Origin of the sequence: Bacillus cereus group sp. Bce019 (genome assembly GCF_051781745.1) — a bacterium.
Lineage (GTDB): Bacteria > Bacillota > Bacilli > Bacillales > Bacillaceae_G > Bacillus_A > Bacillus_A cereus.
Window position 1 is genome coordinate 195,083 of the sequence record NZ_JBPWJX010000003.1, and the last position, 21,942, is coordinate 217,024.

Here is a 21,942-nt window from a genome sequence, read left to right on the forward strand (position 1 = left end):
ATTCTTTTATGATAAGCTATATGTAAAGATTAAACATAAAACAAAAAGGATGATTCGTATGCAAATAAGACCAAAGGTAAGTGAATATAACTCCTATTATGCAACGTATACCAACTTAGTATCAGACGGAAATATCATACATATTCTAGAACAACAAATGAAGGAAACGAATCTTTTATTAAAGGGAATTTCTAATAGTGAGGGACTTTTCCGGTATGCTCCTACTAAATGGAGTATAAAAGAAGTAATGGGTCATATAGCAGATACAGAACGGATTATGGCGTATCGATTGCTATCTATCGCTCGAGGCGAGACAGCAGAACTTCCAGGCTATAATGATGATATGTATGTTCTTAGAGCTGCTTTTGATAAGCAATCTATGCAAGATCTTCTTGAGAATTTAATAGTTGTTCGCCAATCTACCCTGTATTTACTTAGAAGCTTAGATAAAGAAGCTTGGTCACAAAGAGGAAATGCGAATAATTCTGAAGTTACAGTTCATGCATTAGCATACATCATTGCTGGTCATGAGCTTCATCATCTTCAAATTATAAAAGAACGTTACCTTGGTTCTGATGTATATCCAGCAACTTAATATTTGAAGAAAAAGAGTCCTATTTATGTAGGGCTCTTTTTCAGAATTTATAACGGATTAGCGCTTAGAACCATGGCAATTAAATGTCTTTATTTATAAAATTCACCACATAATATATATGTTATCCCCTCTTATTCTGTACATAATTTTATTTAGGCTGATATACTATAAACACAATAGTTCTGGAAAGGTGATGATATTATGTATGAACAACAAAATAATAGAGATAGAGATCAAAAAATGATGTTTTCTATGCAAGGAGTTCCCACAAATAAAATTAACATGAATCAATTACCTAAATGGATTAGTATTTTTGGCTATTGTGCCTTTGGTTGGATGATAGTATTTAGTTTAATTATGATTGTAGGTTTGATTCTACAATAACTATACAGATACACAGGTAAATGGGACAGCATTTAGATTATATATCTAGGTATTGTCCCGTTTTTTATGTGTAATTATCCCATGATAGGTAACCAATTATAATAAAAAGAACTTGTAGAATATCCTACAAGTTCTTTTAAAAATATTATTAAAACGGGAACGACAAACTATTTTAACATTCAGTACAGGGAGACCATTTTGATTATGGCTTGATTTTATTATAAATCAAATATAAGCTTTTTAAAGGTCTAGTTTTTGAAAAATATGTGAATTAAACAGCTACGATGTTTATATTAGATTTCATTTATGACTAACTTCTTCTTACTTAAATACACTGCACGATCTGATTTTTTAGCAACCTCCTGTGAGTGAGTCACAACAATAATGCATTTATTCTCTTTATGTGCAAGTTCTTGAAACAGTTCTATTATATCCATTGCGGTTTCCTCGTCGAGGTTTCCTGTCGGCTCATCTGCAATCAGTAAATCAACATTACAAGATAGTGCTCGAGCAATTGCTACACGCTGTTGTTGTCCACCGCTTAGTTGCAATACGTTTCGTTTCGCTTCAAGTTCTGTGAGTCCTACCCTCTTTAATAATTCTAATGCTCTTGCTGTTTTATTTTGCACTTTAACACCTGTAATTTCCATTGCTGTTAAGACATTTTGAAGAGCGGTCATATAGGTAATTAAGTTATAAGATTGGAAAATTACAGATACATTTTGATTACGGTATCGATCCAAACCAATTTTTCTAATATCTTTGCCATTATACAGTACATAACCATTTTTAGGGACATCCAGTCCACAACCTAAGCTCAGAGTTGTGGTTTTACCAGATCCAGATGGTCCTAAAATCGTGTAGAAATGTCCTTTTTGAAAAGAAAAGTTAACATTATCTAGTATCGCTACATTTTTCCCATTACTTTCATAATAATAATCCAAATTTTTAAACTGTAAAATCGTCTCCATATCGAGCCTCCTCATTCATCTTTTAAAAGAATTTGTTTTGGGTTTAAACGTAGAATAGATAATGCTGGAAGAAGCGTTGCTATTATAGCAATACCTAGTCCAATCCCCCCCATTTTCCCTACATCTTCTCCTGTTACACTTACATCAATTTTATCAATTGGATCTTCTTTTTGATTTTGTAGAGTACCACCAGGTCGAGCCATCATTACAGTACCATGTTGCGAGGTATCTGTTTCTTCGCTCGCAGTAGCAATTTCATTCGAAAGTAAATTATCCCCGATATATTGAGAAACTTTAGCTCCTGTTGTTATGGATAATCCAAATGCTAAAATAGCGACACACACTACTTCTACTACGAATTGCGCCATCAGTTTCCACTTTTTCTCTCCAATAGACAATAGAATTCCCATTTCTTTACGACGCCCTTTAATTGATAGCATAATGATTAATCCTAAAATGATCGCACCTGCAATCGATACAATATAAATGATCATTTGAGAAGTCGAAGAGATATTTTCAATAGGACCAATCATTTGCTTGTACAATGAATCATGCGCATCTAATTTATAATAATTAAAATCAATATTAGATTTTTTTGCTTCTTTTTTAAATGCATCAATATATTGTGGATCATTCAAGAAATACACGACTTGAACACTACTTATACCTTGGTCTACTTCTAATTTTTTCATAGTTGAATGCGGCATATATAGTTTATTAGCCGGATCCATAATAGGAGGAGCCTGTTGACCCATTGCTTGCTCATTTGTTTCGTAAATACCGATAATTTCAACCTCAAGGGTTTCCTTCTTATCCCCTGATTGCACTTTAACTTTGTCTCCTACTTTCAAATTGTTTAATTCCGCTAATCGTTTTTCCATTAAAGCTACATTCTGATTCTTCATTTGCTCTGTAATTGGTTTTCCATCAATGATTTTACTTTTTCCGTTTTTAAAGCTTTCTTGTAATGCAGTCTTGCGGACTCCCTCAATCATAAAAGAAGCATTCATATCTATTTCTGTACCAGAGCTTGAACCGCCTCGCACAGCCGCTACTCCCGCTTTACCTTTACCTTTACCTTCTTCTCCTTCTGAAGCTCCTACTAGTTTAAGTCCATCAGAAATACCGAAAGTGTTAGCTATGTAATTATAGTCTTTTACATACTTGGACTTCGCTAATTGTTCTGTTTCTTTTGTATCGAGCTGCTGCGGACTTGGCATTTCTCCAGTTTCCTTAGCTTTTTGACCTAATTTGTCGAAATCAAGACCTAAAGTAACATCTGCACCAAGTTTTTTTCTCGCAGCATCCGCTGCTTTTTTTGACGCATTTTGGATTGTAAAACCTGAAAGAACCAAATTTGTAACAATCAGAAAAACTGCCATCAAAATTAATGATGTTCCTATCCTTTTTTTCATACTGAGAATTGCTCGTTTCATAAAATTCATTTTTCTTACCTCCTTGATAACTTGTATTCTATATAGGTTATCTAGAGTTTATATGGAGCTAATCGGTAGTTTAACTAGAGATATAAGGAGTTTATGTGTAGTTATTTACCTGTTTCAGAAAAGCTAGAACACAAATTCAAAAACGCAGCCGTTTTTGAATATTGGTAAGGAGTTATTCCGTTTAATAAATTTATATAAAAGAAAAGGTTAAGATTAATTTAATGTATGTAGCACAAAAAATATTTACTGTGTAATTTCTATACAATAAATATAGAGAAACCTATTTGGATATCTATAATAGGGATTTTAATATAGTTACTGTATCTCATACAAATCACGTCACTTTAAAAGGTGCATCTTTTAATACGAAAATAAGCAATTTAATATTCTCTTATATGAATAAGAATATTAAATTGCTTTTTAGATTTTAGTATAATTTATTTATAGTTTTATTTTATTGCAAGCTTTATAATATGATATGCAAATTTATCACCTACTATTAGGAAAAGAGAATATTTTATAATTAATTTACACCATAAATTTTGTCCATGTTTTAAACAATATGTATTTTGGAGGAGGTTAATTTGATTTTTTCAAAACTCATTGATCGGTACGCCTTATATGATTTACACAAAAAAAGAAGTGTAGCGTTTCAGTATACTTCCCTTTCTAACACTTCATTAAATATAAAGGACATAGAATCTTTTTATAAAGTAAAACCATCACATATTCATTTTGACATTAAGCATTCAAAACAGGAAAAGGAATACATGGCTGGGCAATTCAAATATAAAAGCTCAGTTCAATCCGGTGATTCACGCAACGACTCTGTAACTGGGGAATTATTCTTACATAAAAATGAAAATGCACCTCATATTATCTTTGTTCACGGTTGGAGAATGGATTCTAACGAACGTGTAAAAAAAATATTCCACGACCATATGACCAACCTGAAGTGGAATATGTATTATTTCACTCTACCCTATCATTTTGAAAGAAAACCCGATCAATCCTTATTCAGTGGAGAGTATATGGTAAGTGCAAATATTGAACGAACAGTACAAGCAACTAGACAAGCGATAGCTGATTTACGAGCTTTGATTAAATGGATTAAAGCAAATAAAAATGGTCCCCTGATTCTAATAGGGATTAGTTTAGGCGGATTTATTACTAACTTAACCTCTCTTGTTGAAGAAGAAATTGATGTGTTAGCATCCATTTTCTATGCAAATCGACTTTCTTATTCTATTTGGAATACAATTCCGGGTAAATTTATTAGAGAAGACTTGGAACATCATGGTGTTACGTATGATGATTTAATAGATTATTGGAAAATCACTGAACCGAGTCAAGCATTGCCAAAAGTAAAAAAAGAAAATATTTTATTAATTTCAGGTAAGCATGATCTATATGTGCATTCTGAGGATACAGACTACTTGTGGGAATCTTGGGAAAGACCTCCACGATATATTTATACATGCGGGCATGCCGGGATCGTTCTTAAACGTAAAAAAATTGCAACTGATACTATTGATTTTATTCAAAATCGATTGAACTCCCCACACTTATCAATGTCATGCCTTAAATCGCGAGATTACTAAGTACAAAATCTTATACTTGTATTGTTATATTTTTTACTAGTCACCTTTGTAAATCTTAGCCCCAAGCCTTACACGATTGAAAATAAAATAAAATAAAATAAAATAAATAACTAAGGAACTAATTTACCATATGGAAAAACATTGCTCAGCATTTTCACCAGTGGTCCCTGTATATGAAATATTACATACAAAAATCTTTATGTATTACGTTATTAATTTAAAAATAAATTATTCATCCATTAATCTATACCATCCATATTTACAGTTATGGATACCCTAATTACATATGAAAAAGAGAGAAGAACATTGGTTAGTTCTTCTCTCTTTGTTTATTTTTAAGATAACCATCTATAAAATTTTGCTTTTCATAATTCTTCATGAGTCTAGAAAAGAAATTTTTCTAATGTACATAATTACAACGACATTAAACCTCTTTGCTCTTAAATCCACTACTTGTATTATTGATTGCATGAAACTCCTCCTTGAGAAAGGTTTTAATTTCCGAATATTCTGTTGACCGTTATAACATATCCAATTTACAATTTAATTGTGGTGTTCTTTCACAATTAAACTACTTAGAATACACTTCATTTATTTGAAAACAATTACAAATAGAGGTGCTAAAATGAAAACTAGAGTAAATCCAGAATTATTACAAGGGTTAGAGATGTTTCCGGATCTCGATTTACGCCCAGAAAATTTGCAATCAATCAGAGAAGGAATAGCTCAAATGAGACCACCTACCGTTGTTGATGACTCCCTTTCTTTAATAGATAAAGTCATTGTTGGGCCTGATGATAATCCGTTACCATTACGAATTTATCGTCCAAAATCAAATCATGAATCTTTACCTGTCTTATTATGGATACATGGTGGAGGTTATATCTTAGGGTCTATAGATGATAACGATGATACTTGTATGAGGTTTGCAAAAGAAGCTAGCTGTGTGGTCGTGTCTGTAGACTACCGCTTAGCACCTGAACACCCTTACCCAGCACCAATTGAGGATTGTTATTCAGCTTTAAAATGGATTGCTGATAATGCAAAGTCATTAAACATTGATTCGAATCGAATTGGGGTTGCAGGAGTAAGCGCTGGCGGTGGACTAACAGCAGCATTATCATTATTAGCACGAGATCGAAAATATCCTTCAATTTGTTTACAAATGCCACTATATCCAATGATTGATGACAGAAATGATACACCTTCAGCGAATGAAATTAAAGAGGGATTTGTTTGGAACCAAAAGGCAAATGAAGCTGGCTGGAAAATGTATTTAGGAGAAATGTATGGAACGGATCAAATCCCTGCCTATGCAGCACCTTCTCGAGCTGAGGATTATAGTGACTTACCGTATACTTACACATTTGTTGGTCAATTAGATCCATTCCGCAGCGAAACATTAACCTATGTAAGCAAACTAGCACAAGCTGGTGTTGATGTGGAGTTTCATTTATATCCAAATGCCTATCACTGGTTTGAAGGGTTAAATCCAAATGCCGATGTATCTATTTATGCTGTGAACGAAATAGTACAAGCAATAAAAACTGGGTTCAAACGAGTATCTAAGGTTGAGGCTTAATCCCATTACAAGAGAAACACTCATAAATAGTATACATTTGTGAGTGTTATTATCATTTAAATATAATAGCCGATTCTCATTTGAAATCGGCTATTAATATGTAAAATCCGCCTAATATATCAAGGTTGAGAAACAGATATAAGATGTTTAGACGATGTGTTTATTTCCTCTGCCAATGCTTTTATGTTCATCATGATTTGAAGTATTTCTTCTTTTGTTGTCCTTGGGTTGATAGAGCAAAGTCGAATTACTACTTTTTCTTTTAATTTAGTCGTACTTAGCATAGCAAATCCTCTTTGATTAATTTCTTCCACCAATTTTTTGTTTACTTCATGAATTGTATCTGTAGATGTTAGCTCACATGGAATATAACGAAAAGTAACAATTCCTAATTGGGCAGGTGTTACTACTTCCCAATCTTTTTCTTTCCTTAAAAATTCTTCAACTTGTTCAGCTAGCATAATGCCATGATCAATTGCCTCACGAAAAGCTGTAACTCCGAATGTTTTAAAAGAAAGCCATACCTTTAATGCTCTAAATCTACGAGAAAGTTCAATTCCACGCTCCCCAAAGTTCACTTTTTCTTCTATATTAGTTTCCGTATCCCTAATATACTCTGGGATCATACGAAACGTTTCACTTAAATATTGACTATTTCGAATGAGTACACAACCAACATCATAAGGCTGAAAAAGCCATTTATGCGGATCTAACGTCAAAGAATCAACACGATGAATTCCTCTTAACAACTCTCTTCCTTTTTCGCTGAGAATTGCTGCAGCTCCATAAGCCCCATCCGCGTGTAGCCATATATCTTCATCACCACATACATCAGCCAATTCATCGAGGGAGTCCACCGCTCCGCAATTCGTTGTCCCTGCATTCGCAATAACACAAAATGGTTTTTTTCCTTTTAATCGATCTTCTTTTATTTGCTTTCTTAAAGTACTAACTGAAATTTTTAAATCTTCATCTGTCTCAATTCGACAAATTTGATGCTGTTTAAAACCTAATACTTTAAGCGCTCGATCTACAGAAAAATGAGTTTGGTTAGAAAAATAAACAATCGCATTTTCGATTTCATTATTCAACTTAACCTGTCTCGCTACAGTAAGTGCAGTCAAATTAGCCATGGAACCACCACTGACAAATAGTCCTTCAGCTGAATCAGGGAATCCTAGCATTGATTTTAACCAGTTAATTGTCGTTAATTCAATTTGTTCGGCACCTGCACCTACTATCCAAGCTGTAGGAAATACATTAAACCCACTTGCTAAAAAATCTGCTAATACACCAACATAATTATTAGGACCTGGTACAAAAGCCATAAAATGAGGATGATCCACATGAGTAATTTGATTAAACACATTGTTATTAAGAAAATGAAGTAATTCTTTTGGATTAGATCCGTTTTCCGGAATCGTTTCAATTAGCTTGTCTCTAAAAATATTACTATCAATCGTTTCTGAAACTGGTTTACTTTTTAAATGATTCATATGATCAACAATCAAGTCAACCGCTTGATATCCTAACTGACGCATCTCTTCGGCTGATAACTGCAAGTTTTTTGTCATTTGGTTTACTCCTATTCTATTTAAAAAGGCGAGTTCTTGCTCGCCTTTTCATTTTTTATAATTTGTAATCACCAATTGCTTGTATTGGATTTTGAAGAATCATGTTGATTAATCCATGGATGTGATTTAATATTCCCTGTATTTTCTCTGCTTCATATACGGTTTGATCAAATCCAAACTTTATTGTAAGGTTTTCTTCAGGGAAGCACATAATTCCATACCTTACATGTGGCTCATCAACAACTTCGTAATCCGTGATAGCAAAATGTCTGTTTTCATTTGAAGAAAAGATTGCTGGATTAGTTGGATAGTTTTCAAAAACCCAAAGATGGTCAGTCAACTCTGTTTTTAATTCACTTTGCTTTTGTATATCAACAAATGAATAGTATGCATACTCATTACATTTCAATGTCTCTAGTTGTACCTTTTGTAGGAAATCCACAAAAGATTGCGTTTCTGTCCATGCTAATCGGATAGGCAAAACATTTGTGAACAGACCGAACATATTTTCAATTCCTTCTACTTCGGGAGGTCTGACTGATACTAGATTAGGCAATACGACTTCTTTCGTTCCGTTGAATTTGCCAAGTAATATTCCCCATACAGCTAGTAGTGCTGTATTCATAGTTATATTGTTTTTAGTTACAAATGTCTGTAACTGATTAGTCAAATCCTTGTCTAATGTTAAATCCATAAAAGTGAAGTTTAACCCTTCACTTTTAGATGGGACTTTCTTTTTAGGAATACTAATTTTCTGATTGTATCCTGATAAATAATCTCGCCAAAAATGACGTGCTTTCTCATGATCTTGTGCCAAAGTCCAGTCTATGAATGTTTCAAAGGGTTTTACCATAGGTAACTCCACCATAGTTCCCGCATTTGTAGTTTCGTAGAGCTGGAATAATTCGTCTATCAAAATGCTGACGCTCCAACCATCACATAACAGATGATGGGAACTCCAAATTACCTTATGCTCGTTATTACCTAGTTGGAATATACAGAGACGTGTCATAAGTTCATCATTTTTAAATCCTCGACTTAAATTTTCATTCATCCACTGTTTTAGGAATTCTTGCTGTTCTTGTTTCGTCATCTCAATCAAGTTTTTTATTTCTGAATTTATTTGAACATCATATAGAACAGCTTGCCAAGGTTTTGCTTGTTCATCTTGCACAATTATTGTTCTTAAAGAATCATGACGATTAACCAATTGTTGGAAACACTGAATAAAGAGTTTAATATCCAGCTCCCCCTTAAGAGCCCAAATTGTTTGTTCAAAATATGCATTTGTATCAGGTTCATTCGTAGCATGTTCATAAATAACTTCTTGGAAAGGTGCTAACGGGTAAATATGTTCTATTTTTATATCCGGCATTTTTTCTTGTATTTTGGTAAGCGTTTGTTGATTAAGTTGTTTATCTTTAATATTTAGTAATGCAGCTTTATTATCGTTCATTATGTTTACATCATTTGTTTGTGAACTTGAAAAATGGTCTAGCTCTTTAACAAATTGAACCATGTCCCTTAATATAGGAAATGAAAATAGATTTTTTGGTTCAAGCTCAAATCCTTGTCGATACAGTCTGACGGACACTTGAATCGCTTTTATCGAATCTCCACCTAAGGCGAAGAAATGATCATTTACTCCAACTTGATCTATTTTGAGTACTTCTTGCCAAATACTAGTTAATATTTTTTCCATTTCAGTTTTTGGAGCAATAAATACTTCATTTTTTTGTTTCTCTGGAGTAGGGAGCGCTTTTCTATCTAATTTACCGTTTGGAGTCAAGGGTAATTGGTCCAAATAAACAAAATAAGAAGGAATCATGTAATCTGGCAAGTGATCTCGCAAATGTTTTCGTAGTTCTGTTGTACTAATATTTCGCTCAGTTACCACATATGCAACTAAAAATTTTATTCCGTTCTCATCTGTTTGATCAATTACGACAGCGTGTTCGACTTGTTTATAAGCTAGAAGACAATGAGAGATTTCTTCTAACTCTACTCGATATCCTTGAATTTTCACTTGGTAATCTTGGCGGCCTAAAAATTCAATATATCCCTCAGAATGCATTTTTCCACAATCTCCTGTTTTGTATATAAGACCAAAATCAGGATGTGACACAAACGCTTCATTTGTTTTCTTTTCATCATTTAAATATCCTTTAGCAAGGCCCACTCCCCCGATATATAAATCTCCAATTACACCAACAGGGCACATTTTCTTTTCATAGTTCAACACATAATACGTTTGGTTTGCCAAGGGCATCCCGTATGGAATACTATTCCAATGTGATTTCACTTGTTTGACCGGATAATAAATTGACCAAATCGATGCTTCTGTTGCCCCTCCTAGTGAAACTACTTCTGCAATCGGAAAATGTCGTTTTATTTTTTCTGGTAAAGAAAGCGGAATCCAATCTCCACTATGTAAAACTAAACGTAAAGAAGAATGTTCAAAATGAGAACCTACTTGATCCAATGCCAAATCCATGATTGCAGGCACTGTATTCCAAATTGTAATCCCTCTACGTTCGACAGTGCGGATTAATTCTTGCATGTCTCTTGGATCACGAATCATCACCAACATTGCACCTGTGCTTAAAGCTCCGAAAATATCGTATACAGATAGGTCAAAACACATGGAAGAGATACCAATAATACGATCATCTTCATTTACCTCATATTTTTGATTTATGTCTTGAATAGTATTTGTAACCGCTTGGTGAGTAATAATTACTCCTTTTGGTTTTCCTGTACTTCCTGAAGTGTATATAATATAGGCAATATCTTCTGGACCAGCAATAGCAGGCATATCTTCTGTTGTATAAAATGACAAATCATTTTCTTCATAAAGGCTAGGTTCTAATAAAAGTTTGCATGAGCTATTTTTTAAAATATATGTTTGGCGATCTAAAGGATGATCGGAATCAATCGGAACATAAGCGGCACCTGCTTTTAAAATACCTAACATATTAACAATTGTGTCAACTCGCCTTTTTGCTAAAAGCCCCACTTTATCACCTAGACCAATGCCTTGCTCTTTTAAGAAGTGGGCAATTTGATTGGAGCGTTTATGAAGTTCCGAGTATGTTAACCATTCTTGTTCAAATACCACTGCTACTTCATCCGGTGTACGTTTTACTTGGTCTGTAAATAATTGATACAGAGTTGTTGAAGGTATTTTTTCTGTTGTTTCATTGTATTGCTTAATTAAAGTTTGATCCGATTCTTTCATCTGCAAAGATGTTATATCGCTTTGTTTCACCAATTGTTCCAATAAGTCAACAAATTGGGAAAACATTGCTTCTATTACATCAACATCAAACAGCTCTTCAACATAGTTCCAGCTAATTAATAACTCTCCATTTTTTTCAATTACTACATTATCCAAATATACTTGTGGAGTCCGAGCATGAATATAGCGAAGAGAACCAAGTTGTTCCCAAGAGAAAGCACCTGCACCTGCTAACATCGAGGTGAAAACGATTGGCATAACTGCTTTTGGCGTCATTTGATGATATCGAGTGAAATCTCGAATAAAGTTAACTCCATCGTAATGACGATGTTCAAGGCCGTCTAATAAAGTAGATTGCGTTTCTTTTACTCTAGTAAAGAAATTTTGCTCTGGTTTTACATCAACATCCAGCAAAATAAGCGATGTGAAATCTCCAACAATCTTTTCTACTTCATCATGAACAGGATAACGGTTAAATACAGTCAAATTAATTGCTAATCGACGTTGATTACTCCAATATGCCAACACATCACCATATATTGTACAAAGTAGAGCGGAAGGGGTTACCTCTTTCTCTTGTGCTAACTTTCGTAGCTTTGTCCATTTTTCATTGTCCAGGATTTTTGTAAGTGATTGGAATTTAGGAGTAGCAATCTCTGCTGGATCCTTTTTTAACAGCAAAGAAGGTGCAAATGGAAAGTCAGGAAGCTTACTTGTCCAATAATCTTTTGCTGTTTTATATTCTTCGCTTTGTTCCATCTCATCATAGATAAACATATAATCTTGAAAATCAAAAGATAAAGATTCTAATTTTTGATTTGGTTTATAATAATAATGCAACAAATCCTGTCCAACAATGTTCATGCTTGCTCCGTCCATTAATAAAGCATCGTATCGAAAACATAATAAATACGTGTCTTCTTTTAAAAGAAAAGCTTTCAATTCAAACAAAGGCCATTGCCCCAAAGGGAATACATGGTTAGTCATTCGAGAACGCTCTTCTTGTAAGCGAGCATTTTGATTCCTATCATCTAAATCTATGAGACTCACTATTTCAATCTCGTAATCAGGAACGCTTTGTAATATTTGTTGTTTTCCCTCTGGTAAAATTACAGCTCGCAACATTGGATGACGATGGATTACCTTTTGAAAACTTTTTGAAAGACGATTGATATCCAATGCTGTTTCATATTCAAAATATGTTTGAGGTGAAATACCACTTAATTCAAACTGTGAATTCCTTCCTAACATATACGCTGTCTGAACTTCTGTTAAGGAAAATGGATTAGACAAATCTTTAACATGAGTTGGTCTACTTTCAAAGTTTTCCTCTTTATGCTCTAACTTTACACAAGAACTCAGTTGAGCGATTGTAGGGTGCTTAAAAAAATCTGTTGTACTTATTTTTAAGCAGTCTTTTCTTAATAAATTAATTACCTGAAGTGCTTTAATGGATTCTCCTTTTAATGCAAAAAAATTATCATGAATACCGATTCCCTCAATCTCCATAACTTTTTCCCACGCACACACTAATTTTTGTTCAATTTCATTGCGTGGGGCAACGTATGGAATTGATACATAATCCGTTTGTGTTATATCCAATAACCTTTTTCTATCCACTTTTCCATTTGGATTCAATGGAATCTCTTCTACCTGAATCATTTTTTCAGGAATCATAAACTCAGGTAGTTTATCACTTAAATATTTTCTGATTTCACCAAAAGACACCTTGTTATCCGATACATAGTAGGCAGCTAATAATTTCCTATTTCCATACACTTGATCAACAACGATAGCCTGATTTATTTCTGGATATTCCCTTAATTGAGTTTCGATTTCTCTTAATTCAATCCGATACCCCCGAATTTTCACTTGATGATCCATTCGACCTAAATATTCAAGTTCTCCATTAGGCAACCAACGAACGAGATCACCTGTATGATACATCATTTCCCCTGCCGCAAAAGGACTCGGTACAAACTTTTCATCTGTCAGTTTACTTTTACCAAGATACCCTCGTGCTACCGCTACGCCAGCAATGCAGAGTTCACCAGGAATTCCAAATGGTTTTAATTGGCCATACTTATTCAATATATAGGAATGATAATTCGGGTTAGGTTTGCCAATCGTAACTTCTTTGGAAGTGCTCAAGTCTTTTACTGTTGCGCAAATGGTTGTTTCTGTGGGACCATAAATATTTAAAATTGTTGCTTCACTGATACAACGAATTTTTTCAACCAAATCAATGGAAAATGCTTCTCCTGCTAATAAAATAGATTTTAAATCTTTTAGAAAATTTGCCCCTTCTGGATCACTCAAAATCACTTCCATTCGCGATGGCGTTGATTCCCATAAATCCACCTTATGTTTTTTGACTAAATGAGCCAATTCTTTTGTTGCAAACTGGTCCTCCGTAGCAATTACTACTTTTGAACCTTGCGTTAAAGGAAGACATATTTCTAACAAGGAAATATCAAAAGATACACTAGCAAGAAACAAGAATGATTGATTAGCTTTTACTTTTTCTCTCATTACATTTAAAAAATGAACTAGCGATTTTTGTTCGATCATTACCCCTTTTGGATTTCCTGTCGATCCTGATGTGTAAATAACATAAGCCAAATCATTAGGATTATGTTCTCGTACTAAATTACTTTCTTCACCTTGGAAAAGATATTCTTTATCAAGATACAGTACTTCACCCGCAAATTGCGGCAATACTTCCTCTTTTCGCTTACTAAGTAAATATTTTGCTTGACTATCTTGTAACATATATTCAATTCGTTCAGTTGGGTAGTTAGGGTCGATTGGTAAATACGCTGCTCCTGCTTTTAAAATCCCCATCATACCAATAATCATTTCTAATGACCGATCTACCATAACGCCAATAATACTTTCTTTTGAAACACCTTTACTTTGAAGAATAGAAGCCAATTGATTCGCTTTCTTATTCAATTCTCTATATGTCAAAGATTGATCATTACAAACAACAGCAATTTGATCTGGAGTTTTTAATACTTGCGCTTCAAACAAATCTTGAAATGATTGAAACAAGTCTATGCCCGTTTGAAAAGTATTCAATCCTTCTAGCAACTCTTTTTCTTCTTCTGCAATAATACAAATATCTTTCAATGCCAAATTCGGGTTTTGTGAAACTTGCTTTAAAACATAACAATACGAATTGGCAAACTGTTGCAAAGAAGAGAATGAACGGGACTTGTAAGAAATTTGAAATTCAAATTCATTATGTATTTCATTCCATTTTCTTCGTATCCATAGGACTAAATTATTCTCTGCGTATTCTTCTAGCGAATTTTCATTATGTAATCCTTCCATCCCGATTACAATTTGAAAAGGAGTTAAATTGTGTTTAACTAATAATTCAGAGAGCGGATACTCCTGATTTTCATACCCGAATAAAGTCGTTTGTTCAATCTCATTTACTAATTGTTTAAAGGTGTGATGCGGATGAATTTCACTTCCTAAAGGAATCAACTTATTAAGATTCTCACTTTGTTCAAGATTCTTTTCAATTATAGGAATACTAATAGTAATTCTTTCTTGATCTGTATAATGTGCCAAACAAACCCTTAAAGCGGCTTGAAACCAGCTAAATAATAATAAATCTTGAGACTTACATATTTTTTGTATATTTTTACTAAACTCTACATTCACTATGACTTGAACGAACTCACAAGGTGTTTCTTTATTTAGTTGGTTATCGCTATTAAATACAGAAAAATCGAGAACCTCGGAAGATAATTGCTCCTTCCAAAACGCTTCTACTTCTTGATTTTCATGAATTGAACTTCGATCTTTAATGTGCATTTTTATCTTTATCCCCCTAATATTCATTTCTTCTACTCGTTAATTTTCAAGCCAACTTCAAGCCCATGGAGAAACACTTGATGGTTATCCAAACATAAAAATTGCTGAATCTCTTCAAATTTCATATGACCAACTGAACAAACCCCTAAATTTAATGTCTCAGCAACCATATTTAAGGTAGCAGTGATAATGCCTGACTCGATACAAGCAAATAAATATCCATCTGAACCGTATTTCGGGATGGAAGCGTTCGCATTATAAACCAAATAAACTGAGAATGCAGATTGAGTAAATAAATCCTGATTAATTAACTCATGATCACTTTTGATCACTTGATCAATGTTGTTTACAATCACAAGACTATTTTTTGATGGGTTATAATAATAAAATCCAGCTTTCATACCCTCTATACGTTTTGGTTTTATATAAACAAAGATATCAATGGGATAGAGCCCGCCTGCACTTGCGTAATGATAGTATATTTTTTCTTCCCTAACCTGTCTTAGAGTTGATAAGAATTGGGAAAATTCCGAAAAACTAATGTATTTTTCCATTTCAAATTGACGACAAGACCTACGTTCCTTGATTATAGTGGGTAGCTCATCTGTTGTTTCAAGTTGAATTTCGGTTGACCGTGCAGCAACGTGCGTGCGATTTAATTGTTCACTCATATACTTATCTAACTCTTCTTTAGAAAAGCGAATCTGGTTGCTATATGGATTTGGAAAAATCTTTTCTTGTGAAGAAAATACTTCTCTTGGGTGTAATATGTTACTTACTAACACACGATTTTTTATCATGAGCTCTATGTTTTTTTGTGTCTCTTCTACATTTCCTAACGAAAAGCGCTCTACTAGTTCACTAATTTTCACACCTTTTTGAGCCATAAAATAAAAATCAGGAAACCACTCAGACAGAATACCTGTAAATCTCATTTCCCCTATCAAAACTTCATTATGCAACTTCTCCCAATGCTTAATCGGAGACCAGTAATAAATTTTCTCGCTCATATAACCCTCCATAAACGTTTAACTTATTTTTGAAATGCAATTTTCTAATTTACAAAATTTTTTTAGATTCTGCTCCTTGTCTCATAGTGATTATAAATACATGCACTTTAACGAAACTTGAAAATAATGAAATAACTTTTTCTTCATTAAAATTTTTTATTTCATCATAAAAAATGATTTTTTTTTTGATATTTCACATCCTTTCCCATAGTAATCCTATAAGGTATAAACCATTTATAACATTGAGAATATTCATGTATTTTCAATGTGAAATTATTGTAATAGATTGGAGAGCGGTTGAATATAGTTATTAAATCAAATAATGTTGAGAAAGTTTTATTTATTATATCGATAAAATTTTATGATGCAATTTATTACAAATAGATTAAGAAAAGAGTTTTAAATTTTTCTTAATCAGTTAGTGTGAAAATATCACATACTATTACATACAATCGAGTTACTTACATTTCATATTCAAAATAGAGAAAAGACACCTTGAATGGTGTCTTTTCTCTATTTTAATTCCATATACTTTTTACGCTTTTGTTATTTTTAAAAGATTTGTAGGAATTAATACAACTCGAACATCTAGTTCGTTATATGTTCGAATATTTAATAAAAATTATATGAATTACGAATGTATTTCATATAATTTTATAAATAAACTCAAAGATATCTTCTCTTTCTACTGTCACAAAAGAAATAATCTATTGCTTATTTTTTTTATTAAATTGTAATATAATTACAGTATGTGAAATTATATTACATTAACTTTAAAAACGAAGTGAGAATAATCTTCACTTCGCTTTTTTCATTTGCAATCCTTATTAACTTTGCTCAATTCAGTATTTATTTCCACACTCTTCGCTTTTATTTAATCGGTTTTTCTGATTTTAAAACAATGGAACTTAATGCAGGAACTTTAATTTTATTGTCATGGACAACATAAAGTGGTTTACTTCCCGCCTGCTTGCCATCTACTAGTACTTTCCAAGGCCCTTTCGATGGAAGTGTTATTTCAACAGCTTCTCTATTTGCATTGTGAGCCACTGTAAAGTATTCATGTTTATTCCCCTCTATTATATAAGCTACAGTATTTTTTGGAGCATCAATAAATGATACGTGTTTTTTTATTTGCTCTGCAGATGTCATTCGAAAAGCTGAGTACTTTTTGCGTAATTCTATTAAACCCTTCATATAATCTACTTCATTATTAAACGTTGCACGGCGCAGCCAATCCATCTGGTTAATTGAGTCTGGAGATTTGTAACTATTATGATCACCGTATTTCGTCCGCATAAACTCTTGCCCTGCATGTAAAAATGGAATTCCTTGTGATGTTAATAAAATCGAAGAAGACAATTTGTGCATTTGTGTTCGCACTTCATCGCTGTCACCTGGATTAGTTAACTCAAGTTTATCCCATAATGTATGATTGTCATGTGCTTCCACATAAGTTAGCACCTGCTCTGGATCTTGATAGGTAGACGAATTTGTATCGTATTCAATACCTGCCGTAATACCTTTTTTAATACGATCTTCCATGTTTTCCTTTCCATTTATAAAACCATTTTCTTTCTCCTCAAATACACTACCTTTTAACCCATCACGTATATTATCGTTAAAATGAGCAATCCCTTTCATTTTCTCTGCGTTTTTTTGATTTGCTTTTAGCTCAGCTGCAAGAGGTGTATTTAAATCCCATCCTTCTCCGTGTAGTATAATAGAAGGGTCAATTTGATTAACAGCTTTACGTATTTCATTCATCGTTTCATAATCATGAATACCCATTAAATCAAAACGGAATCCATCTAAATTGTATTCTTTTGCCCAATATGTGACGGAATCTATCATAAATTTCCTCATCATTTTTCTTTCTGAAGCAGTATCATTTCCTACTCCAGTTCCATTTGCAAATGTTCCATCTTCATTGTAACGATAATAATAACCTGGAACTAACTTATGGAAATTAGATTCAGCAGCGTTATACATATGGTTATATACTACATCCATCACCACTCGAAGATTATTATCATGTAGTGTTTGAACCATTTGCTTTAATTCAGTTATTCGCACAGTCGGCTCATAAGGATTTGTAGAATAGGAGCCTTCTGGAACGTTGAAATTTTTAGGATCATATCCCCAGTTATATTGCGGTTCATTTAAAGTCTCTTCATTTACAGAAGCATAATCAAATATCGGTAAAAACTGAACGTGAGTAACACCGAGATCCTTTATATAATCAAGTCCTGTTTTTACACCTTCTGGCCCTTTTGTTCCTTTTTCTGTTACACCTAAATACTTCCCTTTCTGTTTAATACCACTTTCAGGTTGAATGGAAAGATCGCGTACATGTAACTCATAAATAATAGCATCTTCCGGATTTTTAAATTTTGGCTTTTTGTTTGCTTTCCATTTTTTTGGATTTGTTTCTTCTAAATTAACGACTGCACCTTTATCCCCATTTACAGAAGCAGCACGCACATATGGATCAACCGCTTCAGTCCACTTATCACCAATTTTGACCTTATACGTATAAAAGAGCCCTTTTTGGTTCCCCTTTAGTTCTGCTGTCCAAGTTCCCTTTTCATCTTGTTGCATGTTTATTTCAGCACCTATTTTATCGCTCCATTTTTTATATGTAACTAACTTCGCTTCGCTTGCAGTAGGAGCCCATAAACGGAACTTTGTATGTTGCGGAGTATATGTATTTCCTAAATCGTTACCACCATAATAAAATAAATTATCAAATTCTTCGCTACGAATGACTTTACCAATTTCAGTATTCGTATCAGCTAAGTTTTCTATTTTAACTTTGTATGTTTGTTTTAAATCAATTTTCTGTTCCGTAATTATTTTGACCTTATTAGTAATATCGCCACTGTTTATATCATAAGGAGTAATATTCTTAATTTTAATGCCTTCAATTTCAATTTTCTTTTCCTTAATATGAAACGGGACATTAGTCGTTACAGTAATTTCATGGAAACTATCAATAGTTGCTTTTTGAATTGAGAGATCCGATGAAGGCTTAGAATTATATACTTTTTCATCACCCGAAAGGATCCATACTTCAGCACGACCGTCCTTTATATTTTCAATCCAACGATCCCCACCATCTTTTTCCCATTCATTTGTTCGAACTATAAATCCTACACGATTATAGTCACCGTCTATTTTTATCTTAGCGTATTTTCCAAATTCATCTTCACCAGTAAATTCATAAGATGTACCATTTGCATTTTCTCCCCATAACCAAAGATTCCAGTCTTTTGTATTTCCAAGCTTTTCTTTGTAATGAATGATAATTTCAGTTGTTTTCGAATTTGAAACTGCCTTCACACTCTGAAAGGAGAAAACAGATGATAACATAACGATTAAAGTAAGTAATAAAACTGTTTTGTTAATTAATCTTTTTATAATTTGCATCACATACACCCTTTCTTCAAATATTACTAACGATTTATTATGCTTACACTGAATAACACTGCTTAAATTAATCTAGAAATCTCTTTTACTTCACCTCCATATCGGCTATTTTCACGTATGTATTTCAATGACCTTTTAATACGAAAACGTTTGCATTAGTACTTAAAAAAATAGATTTGTTTATGCCTTCATATATTTGTAAATACTAAAAGATCAGGGAAAACATTTTAAAGCAATCGTTTGTTATCGCTTTCATTTTATAGACTTTCTATCAAGAGGTCAATATATTATTAATTTTCTGTTTTTATATATTTTAAACCTTATTTATTTGTCACAACTTCTTACAGGTAAAGTGCCTCATTATTGCTTAGTCAGTTTATTTTCAATAATACATTGCTACGTAAAAAACAGCTAATATCCTTAAAATGACATTAGCTGTTTTTTATAATGTATTAATATATGAATGATAACTATATTTCTAAATTACTTAATTTTTGCTGCATCAAATGCTTTTTGAACTGCTTGAACTTCAGCTGTATTCGCACCATATTTATTAGTTGCCACTCGAATACATGCTGATCTCAATTCTTTGAAATTAGAAGTCATGTTTAACTCATCTGTATTTGCATAATAGAAAATATCAAACATTTTATCTTCACCAATTCCTTTAACTGTTACTCCGTTATGAGTTCCGCCTTTTGCAATCAGATACGCAACTTTATTAATAATACTTGAATTAAAATGAACACCGCCTTGATCCCATCCATTAAAATCGTTAAATTCACTGTAATCATCTGGATAAGGCACTCCAAGTGAAGATGGCACAGAAGCTGGGTTTTCCATATCACGGAAAACAGATCCCGTTTGTTCTCCCATTGTCCAGTTAAAGTTTCCATTATTTACGTATTTCTCAATAGATGTTCCCATAATATCAGATAGCGCCTCATTAATCGCACCGGATTCCCCGTAATATTCAAGATTAGATTCGCTAGAAGTAACAGCATGTGTAAATTCATGTCCAGCTACGTCATATGCTTTAACAATAGGATCGCCATATACAAGCATACTTCCATTATTAGCACTTAATGCATTCTGCCAATTTTTCGGATCATTCGTCTCTTCAGAATCCCAAGCGTGTACAACTGAAACTACCTTTTGTCCCTTATTATCAAAGCTATTACGCTTGTATTTATCTTTATAAAAATCAAATACTTTTGTTGCTAAGTAATGAGCACTTACTGCTTTTGGATCGTTAAATGTTGCCGAAGTACTTGTCGCTAATGTACCAGGATAATAGCTTTCTTCTTTAGTAATATCTCTGTAATTCACATCATATGTTTCAATGCCTTGCCCTCTTGTATAATCAGCAAGAGCATATTTGCCATTACTTTGTTTAGAGATACCAAATGAACGATTAATACCTAAATCATCTTTTCCTGTTCCGGTTAATGATGTAAGACTGCTTTGTTTACTTTTCTTTAAAGCTCCAACTAGTTTTTCACTTGCTTTTAAGTTAGATTCTTTTACCATATTTTTTAACATATCACCATTTTGTGCATTTACTAAATAAGTACCAGAAACATAGTTTGGTGTTGCAGCTTCGAAGGTAACTTGGTATGCATTGCTAGCTTGTCCATTATTTTCATCAACAAAAATAACCTCTTTAACTTCTGGCTCAGAAATAAACTTGATATCGTTCCCGTATTTCGTATAAATATATTGTTTTGCTTCATCTTTTGATAGATTAATAGGTTTTTTCAATTCTTCTTGTTTTAAATTTTGCGCGCTATCGCCTGAAACACTTTTAATAACACCCTTATTATCTACGTGTGCAGTTAATTGATGTCCATATACTTCTTTTCCTTCGTATGTTTGCTGCATACGCACAAGTGTAGTTCCATCATACGAACCACGTTTTTGAAGGACTTTATAATCTACTCCTGCTTCTCCATTGACTTGTTTTTGGGACAGAGCTTGTTCTGTTTTCTCCTTAAGTGCATCCTTTACTACATTTTCTGGTGCCTTTTGTGACGGCTGTGTAAGTTCACCCGAACGGAACGATTCCTCCTGAATTTGAACTTGTAGTTGATCTGTTTCCTCTGCATGACCTACCCCATATGGTGCCACAGCTGTTAAAGCTAATCCTGTTGTTAATGCTACCTTAGTTAATGTCTTTTTGTTTTTCATTATTTCACCTCGTATAATTTTTGAAATAGAAAGCTTGTACAAAGTATACTGTCTATTAATGTCTAAAAAAAGAGAAAATACACAATTTATGTAACATT

General features: G+C 33.2%; 11 protein-coding genes. 4 read left to right on the forward strand and 7 right to left on the reverse strand.

The window, feature by feature from the left end:
* The first annotated feature begins 58 nt into the window (after nt 1–58).
* Both ACS2QP_RS07185 and ACS2QP_RS07190 read left to right on the forward strand, forming a co-directional pair.
* On the forward strand, nt 59–595 hold the full coding sequence (locus tag ACS2QP_RS07185) for a DinB family protein (RefSeq protein WP_332283015.1): 537 nt from the start codon (nt 59–61) through the stop codon (nt 593–595).
* A gap of 201 nt (nt 596–796) precedes the next feature.
* A complete protein-coding gene (locus tag ACS2QP_RS07190; protein ID WP_000273239.1) occupies nt 797–979 on the forward strand; it encodes a hypothetical protein in 183 nt (60 codons plus the stop codon).
* Nucleotides 980–1,272: 293 nt separating this feature from the next.
* On the opposite strand, the gene ACS2QP_RS07195 is transcribed toward ACS2QP_RS07190, so the two are convergent.
* Nucleotides 1,273–1,950: an ABC transporter ATP-binding protein gene (locus ACS2QP_RS07195; RefSeq protein WP_000447856.1), complete on the reverse strand. Its 678-nt coding sequence runs from the start codon at nt 1,948–1,950 to the stop codon at nt 1,273–1,275.
* Nucleotides 1,951–1,961: 11 nt separating this feature from the next.
* Nucleotides 1,962–3,395, reverse strand: coding sequence for an ABC transporter permease (locus ACS2QP_RS07200; RefSeq protein ID WP_326265722.1), 1,434 nt, complete (start codon nt 3,393–3,395; stop codon nt 1,962–1,964).
* A gap of 584 nt (nt 3,396–3,979) precedes the next feature.
* Between ACS2QP_RS07200 and ACS2QP_RS07205 the strand changes: the two genes are divergently transcribed.
* Together ACS2QP_RS07205 and ACS2QP_RS07210 are read left to right on the forward strand one after the other, a co-directional pair.
* Nucleotides 3,980–4,996 carry an alpha/beta hydrolase gene (locus ACS2QP_RS07205; RefSeq protein WP_121868263.1) on the forward strand — a complete coding sequence of 339 codons (1,017 nt, stop codon included), beginning with the start codon at nt 3,980–3,982 and terminating at the stop codon, nt 4,994–4,996.
* 625 nt (nt 4,997–5,621) lie between these two features.
* Nucleotides 5,622–6,578, forward strand: a complete 957-nt coding sequence (locus ACS2QP_RS07210) for an alpha/beta hydrolase (protein ID WP_103622010.1) — start codon at nt 5,622–5,624, stop codon at nt 6,576–6,578.
* 119 nt (nt 6,579–6,697) lie between these two features.
* Here ACS2QP_RS07210 and ACS2QP_RS07215 read toward each other — a convergent pair whose 3' ends face one another.
* From ACS2QP_RS07215 to ACS2QP_RS07235, 5 genes are all read right to left on the reverse strand, one after another.
* Complete coding sequence (locus tag ACS2QP_RS07215; protein WP_438882270.1) at nt 6,698–8,152, reverse strand: pyridoxal phosphate-dependent decarboxylase family protein; 1,455 nt, start codon at nt 8,150–8,152, stop codon at nt 6,698–6,700.
* Between the two features lie 55 nt (nt 8,153–8,207).
* Nucleotides 8,208–15,218 (reverse strand): non-ribosomal peptide synthetase, encoded by a 7,011-nt coding sequence (locus tag ACS2QP_RS07220; RefSeq protein ID WP_061457315.1) that lies wholly within the window; start codon nt 15,216–15,218, stop codon nt 8,208–8,210.
* 32 nt (nt 15,219–15,250) lie between these two features.
* Entirely contained in the window at nt 15,251–16,228 is a 978-nt protein-coding gene (locus ACS2QP_RS07225) for a SagB/ThcOx family dehydrogenase (RefSeq protein WP_001290959.1), read from the reverse strand.
* 870 nt (nt 16,229–17,098) lie between these two features.
* Nucleotides 17,099–19,657: a type I pullulanase gene (pulA, locus tag ACS2QP_RS07230; protein WP_061457317.1), complete on the reverse strand. Its 2,559-nt coding sequence runs from the start codon at nt 19,655–19,657 to the stop codon at nt 17,099–17,101.
* A 483-nt stretch (nt 19,658–20,140) separates the two neighbouring features.
* Nucleotides 20,141–21,844, reverse strand: coding sequence for a M4 family metallopeptidase (locus ACS2QP_RS07235; protein WP_061457318.1), 1,704 nt, complete (start codon nt 21,842–21,844; stop codon nt 20,141–20,143).
* Nucleotides 21,845–21,942: the final 98 nt, after the last annotated feature.